The 15,194-nt window shown below is 68.9% G+C and carries 14 protein-coding genes and 1 pseudogene; 9 read left to right on the top strand and 6 right to left on the bottom strand.

From position 1 onward, the window contains the following. Positions 1–4 precede the first annotated feature (4 nt). A complete protein-coding gene (locus LI94_RS01930) occupies positions 5–838 on the bottom strand; it encodes a class I SAM-dependent methyltransferase (RefSeq protein WP_046300124.1) in 834 nt (277 codons plus the stop codon). Positions 839–924: 86 nt separating this feature from the next. Here LI94_RS01930 and LI94_RS01925 point away from each other — a divergent pair, with 86 nt between their 5' ends. Next, positions 925–1,722 (top strand): enoyl-CoA hydratase/isomerase family protein, encoded by a 798-nt coding sequence (locus LI94_RS01925; RefSeq protein ID WP_046300123.1) that lies wholly within the window; start codon positions 925–927, stop codon positions 1,720–1,722. Between the two features lie 138 nt (positions 1,723–1,860). Next, on the top strand, positions 1,861–2,391 hold the full coding sequence (locus LI94_RS01920; RefSeq protein ID WP_046300122.1) for a DUF488 domain-containing protein: 531 nt from the start codon (positions 1,861–1,863) through the stop codon (positions 2,389–2,391). Positions 2,392–2,397: 6 nt separating this feature from the next. Here the strand turns inward: LI94_RS01920 and LI94_RS01915 are convergent, their stop codons facing one another. Continuing rightward, positions 2,398–2,607: a hypothetical protein gene (locus tag LI94_RS01915; protein ID WP_024443131.1), complete on the bottom strand. Its 210-nt coding sequence runs from the start codon at positions 2,605–2,607 to the stop codon at positions 2,398–2,400. A 90-nt stretch (positions 2,608–2,697) separates the two neighbouring features. Here LI94_RS01915 and LI94_RS01910 point away from each other — a divergent pair, with 90 nt between their 5' ends. The 3 genes from LI94_RS01910 to LI94_RS01900 all read left to right on the top strand — a co-directional run bounded on the left by LI94_RS01910 (position 2,698) and on the right by LI94_RS01900 (position 5,917). Then, positions 2,698–3,135 (top strand): nitroreductase family deazaflavin-dependent oxidoreductase, encoded by a 438-nt coding sequence (locus LI94_RS01910; protein ID WP_024443130.1) that lies wholly within the window; start codon positions 2,698–2,700, stop codon positions 3,133–3,135. A 100-nt stretch (positions 3,136–3,235) separates the two neighbouring features. Beyond that, the gene (ilvA, locus tag LI94_RS01905; protein ID WP_192830890.1) at positions 3,236–4,486 is read left to right on the top strand and encodes a threonine ammonia-lyase IlvA; all 1,251 of its coding nucleotides are present in this window, start codon (positions 3,236–3,238) and stop codon (positions 4,484–4,486) included. A gap of 81 nt (positions 4,487–4,567) precedes the next feature. After that, positions 4,568–5,917: a threonine/serine exporter family protein gene (locus LI94_RS01900; RefSeq protein ID WP_046300140.1), complete on the top strand. Its 1,350-nt coding sequence runs from the start codon at positions 4,568–4,570 to the stop codon at positions 5,915–5,917. Between the two features lies 1 nt (position 5,918). On the opposite strand, the gene glgX is transcribed toward LI94_RS01900, so the two are convergent. The 3 genes from glgX to ripD all read right to left on the bottom strand — a co-directional run bounded on the left by glgX (position 5,919) and on the right by ripD (position 11,058). After that, positions 5,919–8,087, bottom strand: coding sequence for a glycogen debranching protein GlgX (gene glgX / locus LI94_RS01895; protein WP_046300121.1), 2,169 nt, complete (start codon positions 8,085–8,087; stop codon positions 5,919–5,921). A 50-nt stretch (positions 8,088–8,137) separates the two neighbouring features. Further along, positions 8,138–10,348 (bottom strand): acyltransferase family protein, encoded by a 2,211-nt coding sequence (locus LI94_RS01890; RefSeq protein ID WP_024443126.1) that lies wholly within the window; start codon positions 10,346–10,348, stop codon positions 8,138–8,140. Between the two features lie 71 nt (positions 10,349–10,419). Then, positions 10,420–11,058 (bottom strand): NlpC/P60 family peptidoglycan-binding protein RipD, encoded by a 639-nt coding sequence (gene ripD, locus LI94_RS01885; RefSeq protein WP_024443125.1) that lies wholly within the window; start codon positions 11,056–11,058, stop codon positions 10,420–10,422. Positions 11,059–11,215: 157 nt separating this feature from the next. Between ripD and LI94_RS01880 the strand changes: the two genes are divergently transcribed. The 4 genes from LI94_RS01880 to LI94_RS01865 are packed head-to-tail and all read left to right on the top strand — an operon-like array spanning position 11,216 to position 14,890. Next, positions 11,216–12,508 (top strand): adenosylmethionine--8-amino-7-oxononanoate transaminase, encoded by a 1,293-nt coding sequence (locus tag LI94_RS01880; protein WP_152664727.1) that lies wholly within the window; start codon positions 11,216–11,218, stop codon positions 12,506–12,508. A gap of 41 nt (positions 12,509–12,549) precedes the next feature. Further along, positions 12,550–13,707 carry an 8-amino-7-oxononanoate synthase gene (locus LI94_RS01875; RefSeq protein ID WP_046300120.1) on the top strand — a complete coding sequence of 386 codons (1,158 nt, stop codon included), beginning with the start codon at positions 12,550–12,552 and terminating at the stop codon, positions 13,705–13,707. Next, on the top strand, positions 13,704–14,384 hold the full coding sequence (bioD, locus tag LI94_RS01870; protein WP_024443122.1) for a dethiobiotin synthase: 681 nt from the start codon (positions 13,704–13,706) through the stop codon (positions 14,382–14,384). Before LI94_RS01875 ends, bioD begins: the two co-directional genes overlap by 4 nt. A gap of 2 nt (positions 14,385–14,386) precedes the next feature. Continuing rightward, a complete protein-coding gene (locus tag LI94_RS01865) occupies positions 14,387–14,890 on the top strand; it encodes a 2'-5' RNA ligase family protein (protein ID WP_024443121.1) in 504 nt (167 codons plus the stop codon). A gap of 38 nt (positions 14,891–14,928) precedes the next feature. On the opposite strand, the pseudogene LI94_RS01860 reads toward LI94_RS01865, so the two are convergent. Continuing rightward, positions 14,929–15,194, bottom strand: a pseudogene (locus tag LI94_RS01860) (hypothetical protein); the annotation flags it as partial.

The following is a 15,194-nucleotide window of genomic DNA, read 5'->3' as shown; positions in this document are numbered from 1 at the left end:
CGGCTCAGAACTTGTAGCGCAGCACCCGGGCCTTGCTGGCCACCGATTTGAAGCGGCCGGCAAGCCGGGTGATTCTGCGAGCCGGGCCCGGAAACGAATCGACCTCGGCTGCGTGCGCCAAGCAGGCCTGTTCGACCAGGCGCAGCCGAGGGTCCCACCGCTGTGGGGTGCGCGGGTCGGTGAAGCCGGGATTGGCCCAGACGTGGCGCAGCACGGTGAACATTCCCCGCGGCGCCAGCTTCATGCCCAGCCAGCTGAACGGCCCGACCCGGCCGTAGTCGTTGAACACCAACTCGCCGGTCCCGAGATGGTCGATGGCGTGCGCGATCAGCGCAATGACCTGTGCCTCGGTGAGAAAAGCGAACAGTCCGTCGGCGATCACCATGGTGGGTCGACCGGTCGGGACACTGTCCGTCCAGTCCGTCCCGGTCAGATCGGCGGCGATGAGGTGCTCGCCGGGCTGAGCCGGCACCACCTTCTCGCGCAGCGCGATCACGCGCGGCAGATCGATGCTGTACCAGTCGACGCCCGCCGGCGGTTTCACCCGGGCCAACGGCTCGTTGAGCCCGGCGCCGAGGTCGACCACCACCGCATCGGGGTGCGCAGCCGCGTACCCGCGGACGCGCTCGTCGAGCATCTTGGCGCGGAGGGCAGTTTGGCGCACCACGCTCGCCGGAATGCGGAATGCCGGGAAGTCGTAATCGATCTGGCCGACCACGCGCTCGGAGAACTCGTCACCGAGGATCGGTACGGGAGCGCGACAGTCCAGTGCACGGGCGTAGGCGGTGAGGAAGGCGGTCTGCTCGACCAGGCTGAACTCGGTGACGGCAATCGACATGGGCTCACCGTAAGCGATGTCGGCGGTAGCGGCCCGTAACGGCAATCCCGCGCCTAGGCCGCGGCGGCGCCACTAACGTCGACGCCATGGAAGGCGCCACGGAAACTCTGCCGGCAACGACCATCGCGGTCGCGGCCGACGGTGCGCTCGGTTCCATCACGTTGAGTCGTCCGGACAAGCTCAACCCGCTGAGCACGGTGACGCTCAACGAGTTGGTGGCGGCGGCCCGCTGGTTCGACGCCCGCCCCGCGGTGAAAGTCGTGGTGGTGGCCGGCAGCGGCCGGGCGTTCTCCGCCGGCGCCGACCTGGGCGCGTTCGTCGCCGCCGGCGGTGGAACCGCAGCCCTGCGGGACGCCGCCGACGCCGGGAGGCGGATGGCCGATGCCATCGAAGCCATGCGGGCGGTGACGGTGGCGCGGCTGCACGGCCACTGTGTGGGCGGCGGCGTCGTGCTGGCCGCGGCGTGCGATCTGCGGGTGGCCGCCGAGGACACCCGATTCTCGATTCCAGAAGTCGACCTGGGAATTCCGCTGGCCTGGGGCGGTATCCCGCGACTGGTCCGCGAGATCGGGCCGGCGCTCACCAAGGAACTCGTCTTGACCTGCCGCCCGTTCGACGCCGCCGAGGCCAAGGCGATCGGTTTTCTCAACCGGGTGGTACCCGAGGCAGACCTCGGCGCGGCGGTCGACGAACTGGTAGGCCAGCTGGTCAACAAATCCGCGCTCACGCTGGGCGGCACCAAACGTCAGGTCAACGCGGTGACCGACGGCATGGTGGGGACCACACGCAGCTGGAACGACGCCGACGCACTGGTCACCGCGGTGCACGATCCCGAGTCGCAGGCATCGGCGATGGCATATCTGGAACGAGTCAGTCGCCGCTGAGGCGACCGTGAGCAGGAGGAACAGATGACGCAGACATCGCTGGCGGCCACCTTATGCACCGTCGGCGATACGCAGACGCTGGCGTAGAGGCTTTCGATCTCCTCGGCGTCTTTCAGACAGGAGAACGCTACGCCGCCAATGGTTTTCACCTTCGGCCACGGCACCGCGGACCGGGCCGAGATCACCGCGCTGCTGACAGGTGCCGGTGTGCAAGGCCTCATCGACGTACGCAGCGCCCCGGGAAGCCGGCGCAACCCGGACTCCGCGCGCGAGGAGATGCAGCGTTGGCTGCCGGCAGCCGGTATCGGCTATCGGTGGGAGCCACGACTGGGCGGCTGGCGGCGGACCAAGGGGGAGAGCCCCGACGTCGGGTTGCGCAATGACTCGTTTCGGTCCTACGCGGGCTACATGCGCAGCGAGGACTTCCGGGCCGGAATCGATGAGTTGCTGGCCGAAGCGGCGGATCAACAGGTTGCGGTGATGTGCGCCGAGACCGTCTGGTGGAGATGTCATCGCAGGCTGATCGCCGACTACCTCACCCTGGTCCGCGGAACCGAGGTACGGCACCTGATGCACGACGGCAAGCTGCGCGACCACCGGCCGACCGCCGAAGCACGCGTAGCCGGCGCGGTGCTGATCTATGACGGCCCGGCTGCCGAACCCGAATAGCCGCGGTCAGCGCCGCGAGGGGTGTCGCGAACCCAAGACGACCCACACCGCGCTGCAGGCGCCCGCAGCGGTCAGAACCGCGGCCGCGGCGCTGGAGGTCACGGCACCGACGATCAGCAGGGTGACCAAGCCGATGGCCAGCGCGACCAACTTGTAGGCCGGCCACGGCACACCGGCGATGGGCACGTGCTGCCCGAAGCGCTGGGCGGTGGTCATGGATTTAACGGTACGTGATAATCAATTGTTAGGCCAGCCGAAATCTGCTCGCCGGATTGTTATGTCGTGACACGGTATTACGCTGGCTGCATGCCTCTGAGCGGAGAATATGCACCCAGCCCGTTGGATTGGTCACGCGAGAACGCCGAGAAGTACATGGAGTCCGGTGGCACCGAGGGCATCGAGATGAAGGGCAAACCGGTCGTGCTGTTGACCACGGTCGGCGCCAAAACCGGCAAGCTGCGCAAGGTCCCGCTGATGCGGGTGGAACACAACGGTCAGTACGCGATTGTCGCGTCGCTGGGCGGCGCCCCGCAGAACCCGGTCTGGTACTACAACGTCGCGGCGAACCCGCGTGTCGAGCTGCAAGACGGACCCGTAAGCGGCGACTACGACGCCCGCGAGGTATTCGGCGAGGAAAAGGCGCAGTGGTGGGAACGCGCGGTCGACGCGTTCCCCTATTACGCCGAGTATCAGGAGAAGACCGATCGTCAGATCCCGGTGTTCGTCCTGACCCCGGTGGGCTGAACCCCCTGCTGGGTGACACCATATTGCGGTGTCCGCCGAACTGCGCCAGAACCGAAGTGGCTCCCATCCCGGCCCCGCACAGGGCCCGTCGAAGGGCCCGTTGACCGCGGCCGACATTGACGCGGCGGCCAAGCGAATCGCCGGCGTGGTGGCGCCCACCCCGCTGCAGTACAGCGACCGGCTCTCCGCGCAGACCGGCGCCAACGTCTATCTCAAGCGGGAAGACCTGCAGTCGGTGCGCTCCTACAAGCTGCGGGGCGCTTACAACCTGCTGGTCCAGCTCAGCGACGCCGAGCTCGCGGCAGGTGTGGTGTGCTCGTCGGCCGGTAATCACGCGCAGGGATTCGCCTACGCCTGCCGATCGCTCGGGGTCCACGGCCGGGTCTATGTGCCGGCCAAGACACCGAAGCAGAAGCGCGACCGCATCCGCTACCACGGCGGCGAGTTCATCGAGCTGATCGTCGGCGGCGCGACCTACGACCTGGCCGCGGAGGCGGCATTGGCCGATGTCGCCCGCACCGGTGCGACGCTGGTGCCGCCCTACGACGACCTGCGGACTATGGCGGGCCAGGGCACCATCGCGGTGGAACTGCTCGACCAGCTCGACACCGAGCCGGACCTGGTAGTGGTGCCGGTCGGCGGTGGCGGCTGCATCTCGGGCATCACCACCTATCTGGCCGAGCGGACCACCAGGAGTGCCGTGCTGGGCGTCGAGCCGGCCGGGGCCGCATCGATGATGGCCGCGTTGGCGGCAGGGGAGCTGGTGAGCCTCGACCACGTCGACCAGTTCGTCGACGGTGCCGCTGTCCGGCGCGCCGGGGCTCTGCCGTTTGCGGTGCTGTCCGGGGCCGGCGACATGGTGTCGGTGACCACCGTCGACGAAGGTGCGGTGTGCACCGCGATGCTCGACCTGTACCAGAACGAGGGGATCATCGCCGAGCCGGCGGGCGCCCTGTCGGTGGCCGCGCTGCTGGAGGTCGACTCCGGCATGCTGGCCCCGGGGTCCACGGTGGTGTGCCTCATCTCCGGCGGCAACAACGACGTGTCCCGCTACGGCGAGATCCTGGAGCGCTCGCTGGTGCACCTGGGCCTCAAGCACTACTTCCTGGTCGACTTCCCGCAGGAACCGGGCGCTTTGCGGCGCTTCCTCGACGAGGTTCTCGGGCCCGGCGACGACGTCACGCTGTTCGAGTACGTCAAGCGCAATAACCGCGAGACCGGCGAGGCCCTGGTCGGTGTGCAACTGGGCTCGGCTGCCGACCTCGAGGGACTGCTGGACCGCATGCGTACCTCGGAGATCCACGTCGAGCCACTGGAACCCGGCTCGCCCGCCTACCGCTACCTGCTGTAGCAGCGCGGATTCAGCGCAGCAGGTGAGCTCCGGGCACCGAACGGGTAGCCGACCGTGATGGTGTCATCGGAGACAATGCGCATGGATGAAACCGACGTCCGCCGGGTGCTCGATATCGCCCTGCGATTCGGGCAGCTGCTGCTGGGATCACAGGCCGGAACCGCCGACGTCGCCTCAAGCATGTTGGCCATCGCCACCGCCTACGGACTGCCGCAGACCCAGGTGGACATCATGGCCAACTCGATCCGGGTCTCAGTGCCCCGCGGGGTGCCGGGCGCCCCGGTCACCGCGATGTATCTGGTGCAGTCGCGCTCACTGGACTACACGCGGCTGCAGCTGGCCACCGATCTGGCCGAGCACGTGGTGAACACGACGCCGGATCCCGAGTGGGTGCAACAGCAGCTGGACATCGTGACCCGGGCCGATCACCCCTATCCCCGCTGGGTGGCCACCGCCGGTTGGGCGGTGATGGCCGGCGGCTTCGCCGTACTGATCGGTGCCGGGCCGCTGGTCGCGCTGATATCTGCGGTCACCACCGCCCTGATCGACCGGATCGGCCGCGTGCTCAACGGCTGGCAACTGCCACTGCTCTTCCAGCAGGTCGTCGCCGCCGCCGTGGCCACCGGGGTCGCCATCGGCCTGCACGCCGTCGGCTGGCTGCCGGCCGGCACCCCGGTATCACCGGTGGTGGCCGCCAACATCGTGGTGCTGTTATCCGGGCTGGCCACCGTAGGTTCGGTGCAGGATGCCATCACCGGCTACCAACTCACGGCTGTCTCGAGGGGGATGGACATCCTGCTCTTGTCGGTCGGAATCCTGGTCGGCGTCTCGATCGCGGTGCAGATCGGCGGGGTTTTCGGAGCGCAAGTCCGGGTGAGCCCAGAGATGCCGGTGGCAGCACTGAGCGTGCCGGTCTATCTACTGGCGGGCGCCACCGGCGCGGCCGCCGCTGCGATTGCGGGCTATGCGCAGCTCAAGGCGGCACTGGCGGCCGGCCTTGCCGGGGCGACCGCCACGCTGCTGTTCTTCGGGCTGCAACTGCTGCAGACCAACGCGATCGTGAGCTCGTTCGCGGCCGCCGCGGCGACCGGGCTGGTCGGCACCCTGCTGGCGCCCCGGCTTCGGGTCACGCCGTTGGTCATCATCATGGCGGGCATCATCCCGCTGGTTCCCGGGCTGACCCTGTTCCGGGGCTTCGTACAACTGGTCAACGGGCAACCCAACGCCGGAGCCTCACTCGGGATGGCGGCCGGGCTGGCGCTGGCGCTCGGCGCCGGTGCGGTGTTGGGGCCGCTGCTGGCGCCCTCGGTGCGACGCGAACTCAGCCGCTATCACCTGCGCGGGCGCGCAGCGGCGACGCGTCGCATCCGCAGCCCCTACCGCATCCCACAGTTGGCCGGTATCCGCTATTTCGGGCGCCGGGCGGCCTAGCTCACCGGCTCTTGCACAAGATGGTCAGCGAACGTCCCGTCACCGTCACGGCCTGGCCGGCGTCGACCACCAACTCAGTTCTGCCTGCCGGGTCCGCGGTGTCGATCACCGCGGTCCAGACATGCGCGTAGTCGGTATTGGGGGTCACGAATTCGACCGGTGTCTCACCGGCGTTGAAGCACAGCAGAAAGGAGTCGTCGATGATCCGCTGCCCGCGCAGATCCGGCTCCGGCAGTGCCTCGCCGTTGAGGAAAACCATGACGCACCTGCCGAATTCGCTGCCCCAATCCTGCTGGGTCATCTCTTGGCCGGCCGGGGTCAACCAGGCGATGTCATGCACCTCGTCGCCGCCGCAGAGCGGTCTGCCCTCGAAGAACCGGCGCCGCCGGAACACCGGGTGCGCGGTGCGCAACGCGGTCATGGCCCGGGTGAACGCGAGTTGGTCGGCGTTGCGTTCGGCCAAGGTCCAGTCCATCCAGGACAGCTCGGAGTCCTGGCAGTAGACATTGTTGTTGCCGCGCTGGGAGCGGCCCATCTCGTCGCCGTGCAAGATCATCGGGGTGCCCTGGCTGATCAGCAGGGTGGCCATGATGTTGCGGGCCTGGTGGGCCCGCAACGCCAGGATCGCGGGGTCGTCGGTCGGGCCCTCCACACCGCAGTTCCACGACCGGTTGTAACTCTCGCCGTCCCGGTTGTCCTCGCCGTTGGCTTCGTTGTGTTTCTCGTTGTAAGACACCAGATCCGCCAACGTGAAACCGTCGTGGCAGGTGACGAAGTTGATACTCGCGCTGGGACGCCGCCCGGTCGCCTCGTAGAGGTCCGAGGAGCCGGTCAGGCGAGAGGCGAACTCACCGAGGGTTTCCGGCTCGCCGCGCCAGTAGTCACGCACCGTGTCGCGGTACTTGCCGTTCCATTCCGTCCACAGCCCGGGGAAGTTGCCCACCTGGTAGCCGCCCTCGCCGACGTCCCAGGGCTCGGCGATCAGCTTCACCTGGCTGACCACCGGGTCCTGTTGCACCAGGTCGAAGAAGGCCGACAGCCGATCGACGTCATGCAACTCCCGGGCCAGCGTGGAGGCCAGGTCGAAGCGGAAACCGTCGACGTGCATCTCAGTCACCCAGTAGCGCAACGAGTCCATGATCAGCTGCAGGGTGTGGGGGTGACGGGCGTTGAGGCTGTTGCCGGTGCCGGTGTAGTCGGTGTAGTGCCGCAGGTCGTCCTCGTCGAGCCGGTAGTAAGCGGCGTTGTCGATTCCGCGGAAGTTCAGCGTCGGGCCGAGGTGGTTGCCTTCGGCGGTGTGGTTGTAGACCACATCGAGGATCACCTCGATGCCGGCCTGGTGGAACGCGCGCACCATGGCTTTGAACTCTGCCACCGCACCGCCGGCCTGGCGGTTGGCCGCGTACTCGTTGTGCGGCGCGAAGAAGCCGAAGGTGTTGTACCCCCAGTAGTTTCGCAGCCCCAGCTGCAGCAGCCGCTGATCGTGCAGGAACTGGTGGACCGGCATCAGCTCGATGGCCGTGGCGTTCAGCGACTTGAGGTGGTCGATGATCACCGGATGCGCCAGCCCGGCATAGGTGCCGCGCAGCTCGGCCGGAATGCCCGGATGGGTCGCGGTCATACCCTTGACATGCGCCTCGTAGATGAGCGTCTGGTGGTACGGCGTGCGCGGTGACCGGTCGGCCGCCCAGTCGAAGTAGGGGTTGATCACCACGCTGGTCATGGTGTGACCCAGCGAGTCGAGCGCGGCGGGCGCAGCGCCGTTGTCGGGATCGGCCAGGTCGTAGGAGAACAGTTCTGGACCGAACTCGAAGGCGCCGTGAAAGGCCTTGCCGTACGGGTCCAGCAGCAGCTTGCTGGGATCGCAGCGCTGGCCCGCGGCGGGGTTGAACGGTCCGTGCACCCGGAAGCCGTAGTGCTGGCCGGGCCCGACGCCGGGCAGGTAGGCATGCCAGACGTAGCCGTCCACCTCATCGAGACCGATCCGGGCCTCGGTGTGGTCGCTGTCGTCGATCAGGCAGAGTTCCACACGCTCGGCCACTTCGGAGAACACCGCGAAGTTGGTGCCGGCCCCGTCGTATACCGCGCCCAGCGGATAACTGTTTCCGGGCCAGACCGTGGGCGCGGACGGCTCCGGTGTGGGCTCTGGGCCCGACTCAGCCGACGACACCGCTTGACCTTATCCGCTTTTCCGGCATTCGCCGCCGAGCATGGCCGGGTTCACCACCAGCCGGTGGCGGCGCCCATCTGACGTCCGAGTTCTCCGGTCATGGTGCGCATGTAGGTTGCCGACAGGTGGTGAGAGTCGTGATAGATCAGCACATTCCCCTCGACCGCGCGGCAGATCTCTTTGTCGCAGACCGCGTCGGACAGGTCTAACGGCTTGAGCAGCGGGAATTTCTTGACGAAGTCCAGGGTGGGGTTGCGCTCGACAAGCACTTCAGAGCGTTTGATGCCGCAGGACTCCGCGTCGCCGCCGGAGGCCAGGCAGTCCGCGGGCTGGAACGGGTCGCCGTCACGCACCAGCCACGGGGTGTCGCGGACCCCCAGGATGGGGATGTTGTTGTCCGACAGCTGCTTCCAGATCCCGATGTAGGTTCCCGGCATCACGTCGCCCGGTTTGATGTTCCACGGCCGGGTGGCGGTGGTGAACACGAAGTCCGGGCGGTCGGCGATCAGTTTTTCCATCGTCTTGCCCACCCACTGGTAGCACTGCGGGTAGGGGGCGTTGTTGCCCATGATCAGCGGGACCTTCTCGGTGGACAGCGGGCAGCCCATCTTGAGGTAGGTCACCACCTTGAAGTGGTGCCGCTGGCCGAGGATGTCCAGCGCAGGCAGCCAGTGTTCAGCGTGCGACCCGCCGGCCAGCGCGACAGTCCGGGTCGCCTCGTGGTCGCCGTAGGTGCAGTTGATCAGGTCCGGGTTGGTGAAGTTGCTGATGCAGCCTTCCCGGGTGGACACCGGCAGGTCCTTCTTGGCCTCCAGGATGGTCGGCCGCATCCGGAGTTTGGGGACCCGCTTGTGCTTGAGCAGCGCGCGGGCGCCGGGGTAGTCGTCCTTGCTCAGCTTGACCAGCTCGGTCCCGCTGGCGCGTTGCACGGTGACATGTTCGCGCCAGGAGAATGACGTCGCCGTCAGCGCCACCCCCAGCAACACCACGGTCGAGCCCAACACCGACGTCGGACGTCGCCACCAGCCGGCCGTGGGCTTGCGCCACCGCGGGCGCAGCACCGGCGCGGCGGGCTGGCCGGCCGGCTTGCGGGAGCGCAGCGGATCTTCGACGAATCGGGTGGTCAGGTAGGCCAGTACGCCGGAGACCGCCAGGATCACCGCGCCGTCCAGCAGGCTTGCGTGCCGGTGCCCGCTGTAGGACAGCCAGAAGATCAGCAACGGCCAGTGCCACAGGTACAACGAGTAGGCCATCGAGCCGAGGGTGACCAGCGGCGCCGCCGCCAGCCACCGGTTGGGCCACGGCAGTTTCGCACTGGTGCTCGGGAGGGCTTGCCGGTTGGCCCCGGCCAGGATGAACGCCACCGTGGCTCCGACCGGCACCAGCGCCCACGGTCCGGGGAACTCCCGCACGCCCTCGATGAGGGCCCCGCAGCTCAGGATGGCCGCCAGCGCCACCGTGCCGACGGCGGTCCGCAGCCACATCGGCCAGCGGATGTAGGGGACCAGCGCGCCGACCAGCGCGCCGATCAACAGCTCCCAGGCGCGGGCGAAGCTGTTGTAGTAGGCCAGTGACTGATTGGCCTGGTGCGCGACGATCGCATACCAGAAAGAGGCCACCGTCAGCGCCGTGAGCAGCACGACGAACGCGACCCGAAGGTGCTTGCCGAGTATGCGCCGGAGCAGGAAGGCGAGGCCGAAGACCAGCAGCAGGAAGCTCAGGTAGAACTGGCCCTGTACCGACATCGACCAGATGTGCTGCAGGGGGCTGACGGCCTCACCGGCCTGCAGGTAGTCGGCGGCGCTGCGGGCCAGCTCCCAGTTCTGGTAGTAGCCGAGGCTGGCCAGGCTCTGGTCGGCGAACGTCTCCCAGCGGGTCTGCGGCTGGATCAAGATCGTCAGCAGCGCGCAGGCGGCCAGCACCACCACCAGTGCGGGCAGCAGGCGGCGGACCAGCCGGCTCAGGTCGGGGAGCGGTGACAGTGACGAGGCCGGGTTCAGCGCGACCCGCAGCAGCTTGCCGCCGAAGAAGAAGCCCGAGAGCGCCAGGAAGACGTCGACCCCGCCGGAGACTCGCCCGAACCAGACATGGAACACCGCCACCAACGCGATCGCGACGCCCCGCAGACCGTCCAGATCGTGGCGGTAAAAGCCCTCCTTGCGGGTGCCCATCACGGTGGCCGACCCGCGGGTCGGAACCGAGCCGGATGCGGGCTCTGCAACAGGTGTTACTGCCGGTCGAGGCGGGGACAGGGCAATCATGATCGCCCGACAATCTACCTAACCTGCCTGGAGAAACCGCATTCTGCGCGTTGTGACGTCGGCCGAGTCGGTCAGGAGCCGATCACTCGGGTCAGGTAGGGGACCATGTTGGAGGTGCGCGCCGGCGAGACCGCGACCGCGGGGCTGGTGCCCTCGATCATCTGGTTGTTGCCCAGGTAGAGGGCAACGCTCTGCGTCCCGCCCGGGCCGTAGCACAGCAGATCACCGGGGCGGGCCTGGGCGGGCGGGACCTTCTGGCCGACGCTGCACTGCTCGCCGGAGGTGCGCGGCATTCTGATGCCGGCGCCGGCGAACGCGTACTGGATCAGGCCGGATGCGTCGAAACCGACGGTGGTGGTGTCCGGAATGTCCTCGGTGGGTGCCAGCGACGTGCCCGGCAGACCCGGGGTGACGCTTCCCGGCAGCAGCGGATTGCTGGGGGTGCTCGGGACGCCGGCGCGGCCGGTGATGTCGGTCAATGAGCTGCGGGTGGTGGCAGCGCGGGCCCGCGCGCTGTTGGTGGGCCCGTTGACGTCACCGCCGCCGTAGACGAAGGGCACGCCGCGCTGCGAGAGCGCTCGCTGGATCACCCGCTCGACGAGCTGGTTCTGACCGGTCTGAGACAGCGGGTCGGCGTAGGCGGGCGCGGCATTCAGCGCCGGAGCCAGGGCCGCCGCCAATGCGATCGCGGTAGCGCAGACGCGTTTCATAGGAGCAACCCCCTTCTCGGCCGATATTCACGGCAGTATCACTCGTCACTTCTGTCACAGAGACTACCGGCGTTTACGCCCCATCAGCCGCCGCGGAAGAGAAATTGCGCAACCTGTGACCCAACGGTTATGCCGGCGGCCACTACTGTCGTCAGGCATGTCCGCGTTGACTCCCGACCAGATCAGCGCCATCGACGCCGCACACCTGTGGCACCCGTACAGCACAATCGGCGCCGAATCTCTGGCGCCGACGGTGGCGCTGGCCGCCCGGGGCGCCTACCTGACTCTGGTCGTCGACGAGGCACCTCTCGACGTACTCGACGCGATGAGCTCGTGGTGGACTGCGATCCACGGCCACGGCCACCCCGAACTGGACGCCGCGCTCACCGCGCAGGTAGGCACCATGAGCCACGTCATGTTCGGCGGGCTCACCCACGAACCCGCCGCTCGGCTAGCCGAGCTGCTGGTGGACATCACCCCGGCCGGGCTGGACACGGTGTTCTTCTCCGACTCGGGGTCGGTGTCGGTGGAGGTCGCGGTCAAGATGGCGCTGCAGTACTGGCGCGCTCGCGGCCGCGGCGCCAAACACCGGCTGATGACCTGGCGCGGCGGCTACCACGGCGACACCTTCACTCCGATGAGCGTCTGCGACCCCGACGGCGGCATGCACTCGCTGTGGCGCGATGTCTTGGTGGCCCAGCTGTTCGCCCCGCAGGTGCCCCGCGACTACGACCCGGCCTACAGCGCCGCGTTCGAGGCCCAGCTGGAGCAGCACCGCGACGAGGTGGCTGCCGTGATCGTGGAGCCGGTGGTACAGGGCGCCGGCGGTATGCGCTTCCACGACCCGCGCTACCTGGTGGACCTGCGCGACGCCTGCACCCGCCACGGCGTACTGCTGATCTTCGACGAGATCGCCACCGGCTTCGGCCGCACCGGTGAGCTCTTCGCCGCCGATCACGCGGGCGTGACCCCCGACATCATGTGTGTCGGCAAGGCCATGACCGGCGGTTACCTCAGCCTGGCCGCCACGTTGTGCAGCACCGAGATCGCCCACACGATCAGCGGCGGGGAGGCCGGCGCACTGATGCACGGGCCGACCTTCATGGCGAACCCGCTGGCCTGCGCGGTCTCGGTCGCCAGCACCGAACTGTTGCTGCGCCAGGACTGGCGTGCATCGGTCGCCGGGATCGGCGCCGGGCTGACCGCTGCCCTACAACCCGCACGTGACCTGCCCGGAGTCGCTGACGTCCGGGTCTGCGGCGCGATCGGAGTCATCGAATGCCGGGAACCGGTGGACATGGCCGTTGCGACTCGAGCGGCACTGGCGCACGGCGTGTGGCTGCGCCCCTTCCGCAACCTGGTCTACGCGATGCCGCCCTACATCTGTAGCCCCGAGGAGATCGCCCGGATCGGCGGCGCGATGGTCGACGCGGTGCATGCCTTAGCCTGAACAGTGTTCAAGTCGTCTCGAGACCGCACAGGGAGAGCCGCGTGACCCGCACCGATGTGTCGCCACTGGCCTGGCTGGCCGAGGTGGAGCAGCGGCGTCGACAGGCCGGTCTGCGACGTTCACTGCGGGTGCGGCCTGTGGTCGCCACCGAACTGGACCTGGCGTCCAACGACTACCTCGGCCTGGCGACCCACCCGGCCGTCATCGCCGGCGGTGTCGAGGCGCTGCAGACCTGGGGCGGCGGCGCCGGGGGATCGCGTCTGGTGACCGGCAATACCGAACTGCATCAGCAGTTCGAACAGGATCTTGCCGACTTCGTCGGTGCGCCAGCGGGTTTGGTGTTCTCCTCCGGTTACACCGCCAATCTCGGCGCGGTGGTCAGCCTGTCCGGGCCGGGGGCACTGGTGGTGTCGGACGCCTACTGTCACGCATCTCTGGTGGACGCCTGCCGGCTCTCGAGGGCGAGGGTCGTCGTCACCGAGCACCGGGACGTGGACGCCGTCGCCGCGGCATTGGCCGGCCGGACCGAGGAACGCGCCGTTGTGCTCACCGAGTCGGTGTTCAGCACCGACGGCGCGCTGGCCCCGCTGCGCGAACTGCACGAGGTGTGCCGCCGGTACGGCGCCCTGTTGATCGTCGACGAGGCGCACGCACTGGGGGTGCGCGGCTCCGGTGGCCGCGGACTGGTGCACGAGGCCGGGCTGGCCGGCGCGCCCGACGTGGTGATCACCACGACGTTGTCCAAGGCCCTGGGCAGTCAGGGCGGCGCGGTGCTGGGGCCCGTAGAGGTTCGCGATCACCTCATCGACGCCGCCCGCACGTTCATCTTCGACACCGGACTCGCGCCGGCGGCACTGGGCGCGGCGTCGGCCGCCCTGGATGTGCTGGTCGCCGAGCCGTCTCGCGCCGCCGACGTGCTTCGGCACGCCGGCGTGCTGGCCCAGATCTGCGAGCTGCGCGACCAGCCGCAATCCGCGGTGGTCTCGGTCATTCTCGGGGACGCGGAGACGGCGGTGGCCGCCGCGACCGCCTGCCTGGACGCCGGAGTCCGGGTGGGCTGTTTCCGGCCGCCCACCGTGCCCGCGGGCACGTCCCGGTTGCGGCTGACCGCGCGGGCTTCGCTGACCGCCGACGATCTGGAGTTGGCGCGACGGGTGCTGCGCGCCGTGCTGCGCGACCATCCCGCTTTGTCGTCATGACCGTCTTGGTCATCACCGGTACCGGCACCGGCGTGGGCAAGACGATCGCGACCGCCGCGCTGGCCGGCGCTGCCCGGCAGGCCGGGCTGGACGTGGCGGTGTGCAAACCGGTTCAGACCGGCACCGCTGACGGCGACGACGACCTGGCCGAGGTCGGCCGGCTCTCGGGGGTGAGCGAACTGTTCGCCGCTGCCCGCTACCCGGCGCCGCTGGCCCCGGCGGCCGCGGCCGAGCAGGCCGGGATGACACTGCCGACCCGCGCCGAGCTGTCGGCGCTGATCCGGGCCGCCGACCGCCCGGAACGACTGACCCTGGTGGAGGGCGCCGGTGGCCTGCTCGTCGAGCTGGCAGCCGACGGCGTCACGCTGCGCGATCTGGCCGTCGACCTCGGCGCCACCGTGCTGGTGGTGGTCGGCGCCGAACTGGGCACCCTCAACCACACCGCACTGACCCTGGAATCACTGGCCGGACAAGGGTTGTCGTGCGCCGGATTGGTGATCGGCAGCTGGCCGGCGCAGCCCGGACCGGCCGCCACCAGCAACCGCGGGGCGCTGGCCCGGCAAGCTGCGGTACGCGCGGTGCTGCCGGCCGGTGCCGCCGCGCTGGGCGTCGCGGAGTTCGCGGCCATGAGTGCCGCAGCGTTCGACACCGACTGGGTGCGCACCCTGGCGGGGTAGCGATGGTGCACTCGATCGAGCTGGTCTTCGACGCCGGCACCGAGACCGCGGTCCGGCGGATCTGGACCGATCTGGCCGCCGCCGGCGTGCCCAGCCAGGCCCCGGCCGCGCGACCGCACGTCACCCTGGTGGTCGCCCAGCGCATCGATCCGCAGGCCGACGCCGCGCTGGCCACCGTTGCCGACCGACTGCCGATGGACTGCACGCTTGGCGCGACGCTGATCTTCGGCCGCTCACACGGGGTGCTGGCACGGCTGGTGGTGCCGACGGTGGCCCTGCTGGAACTGCACGAGCAGGTGTACCGGTTATGCGCACCCCTCCTGATGCCCGGACCGTTGGCCAACGTGACGCCGGGCCGGTGGACGGCGCACACCACGCTGGCCCGCCGGGTCGGGCCGGACCAGTTGGGCCGGGCTCAGCGCATCGCCGGCCGAGCTGACATCAGCGGGCGATTTGTCGGGCTGCGCCGATGGGATGGCAACGCGCGCAACGAGTATCTGATCTAAGCGGTGATCGCAGGCGCGGCGAGGCCGGGCGCGAAGGGTCACCGCGAAGGGCTACCGACGGTTACACCGGCCCGCATCGTCAGGCCGTCGATCAGCAGTCCCATCCCGAACGCGAATGCGCCGCTCGGGTCGGCCTCGGGCGTGATCTCGGCGGCCCCGGCAGCGTCCCACTGCAGGCGGGACTGTTCGTCGGCGGTGAACCCCAGCACGTAGTAGACAACGGTGCGGGCGACCTGCCCGGCCTGATCCGGGTGTACGCCTGCGGCTGTCGCCGACTCCGCCAACAGCTGTCTCTTATACACAT

This window comes from Mycobacterium sp. UM_Kg27 (assembly GCF_000972905.1).
GTDB lineage: Bacteria > Actinomycetota > Actinomycetes > Mycobacteriales > Mycobacteriaceae > Mycobacterium.
The sequence above is the reverse complement of the archived record's forward strand: the minus strand, read 5'-3'. Positions and strand labels throughout refer to the sequence as shown.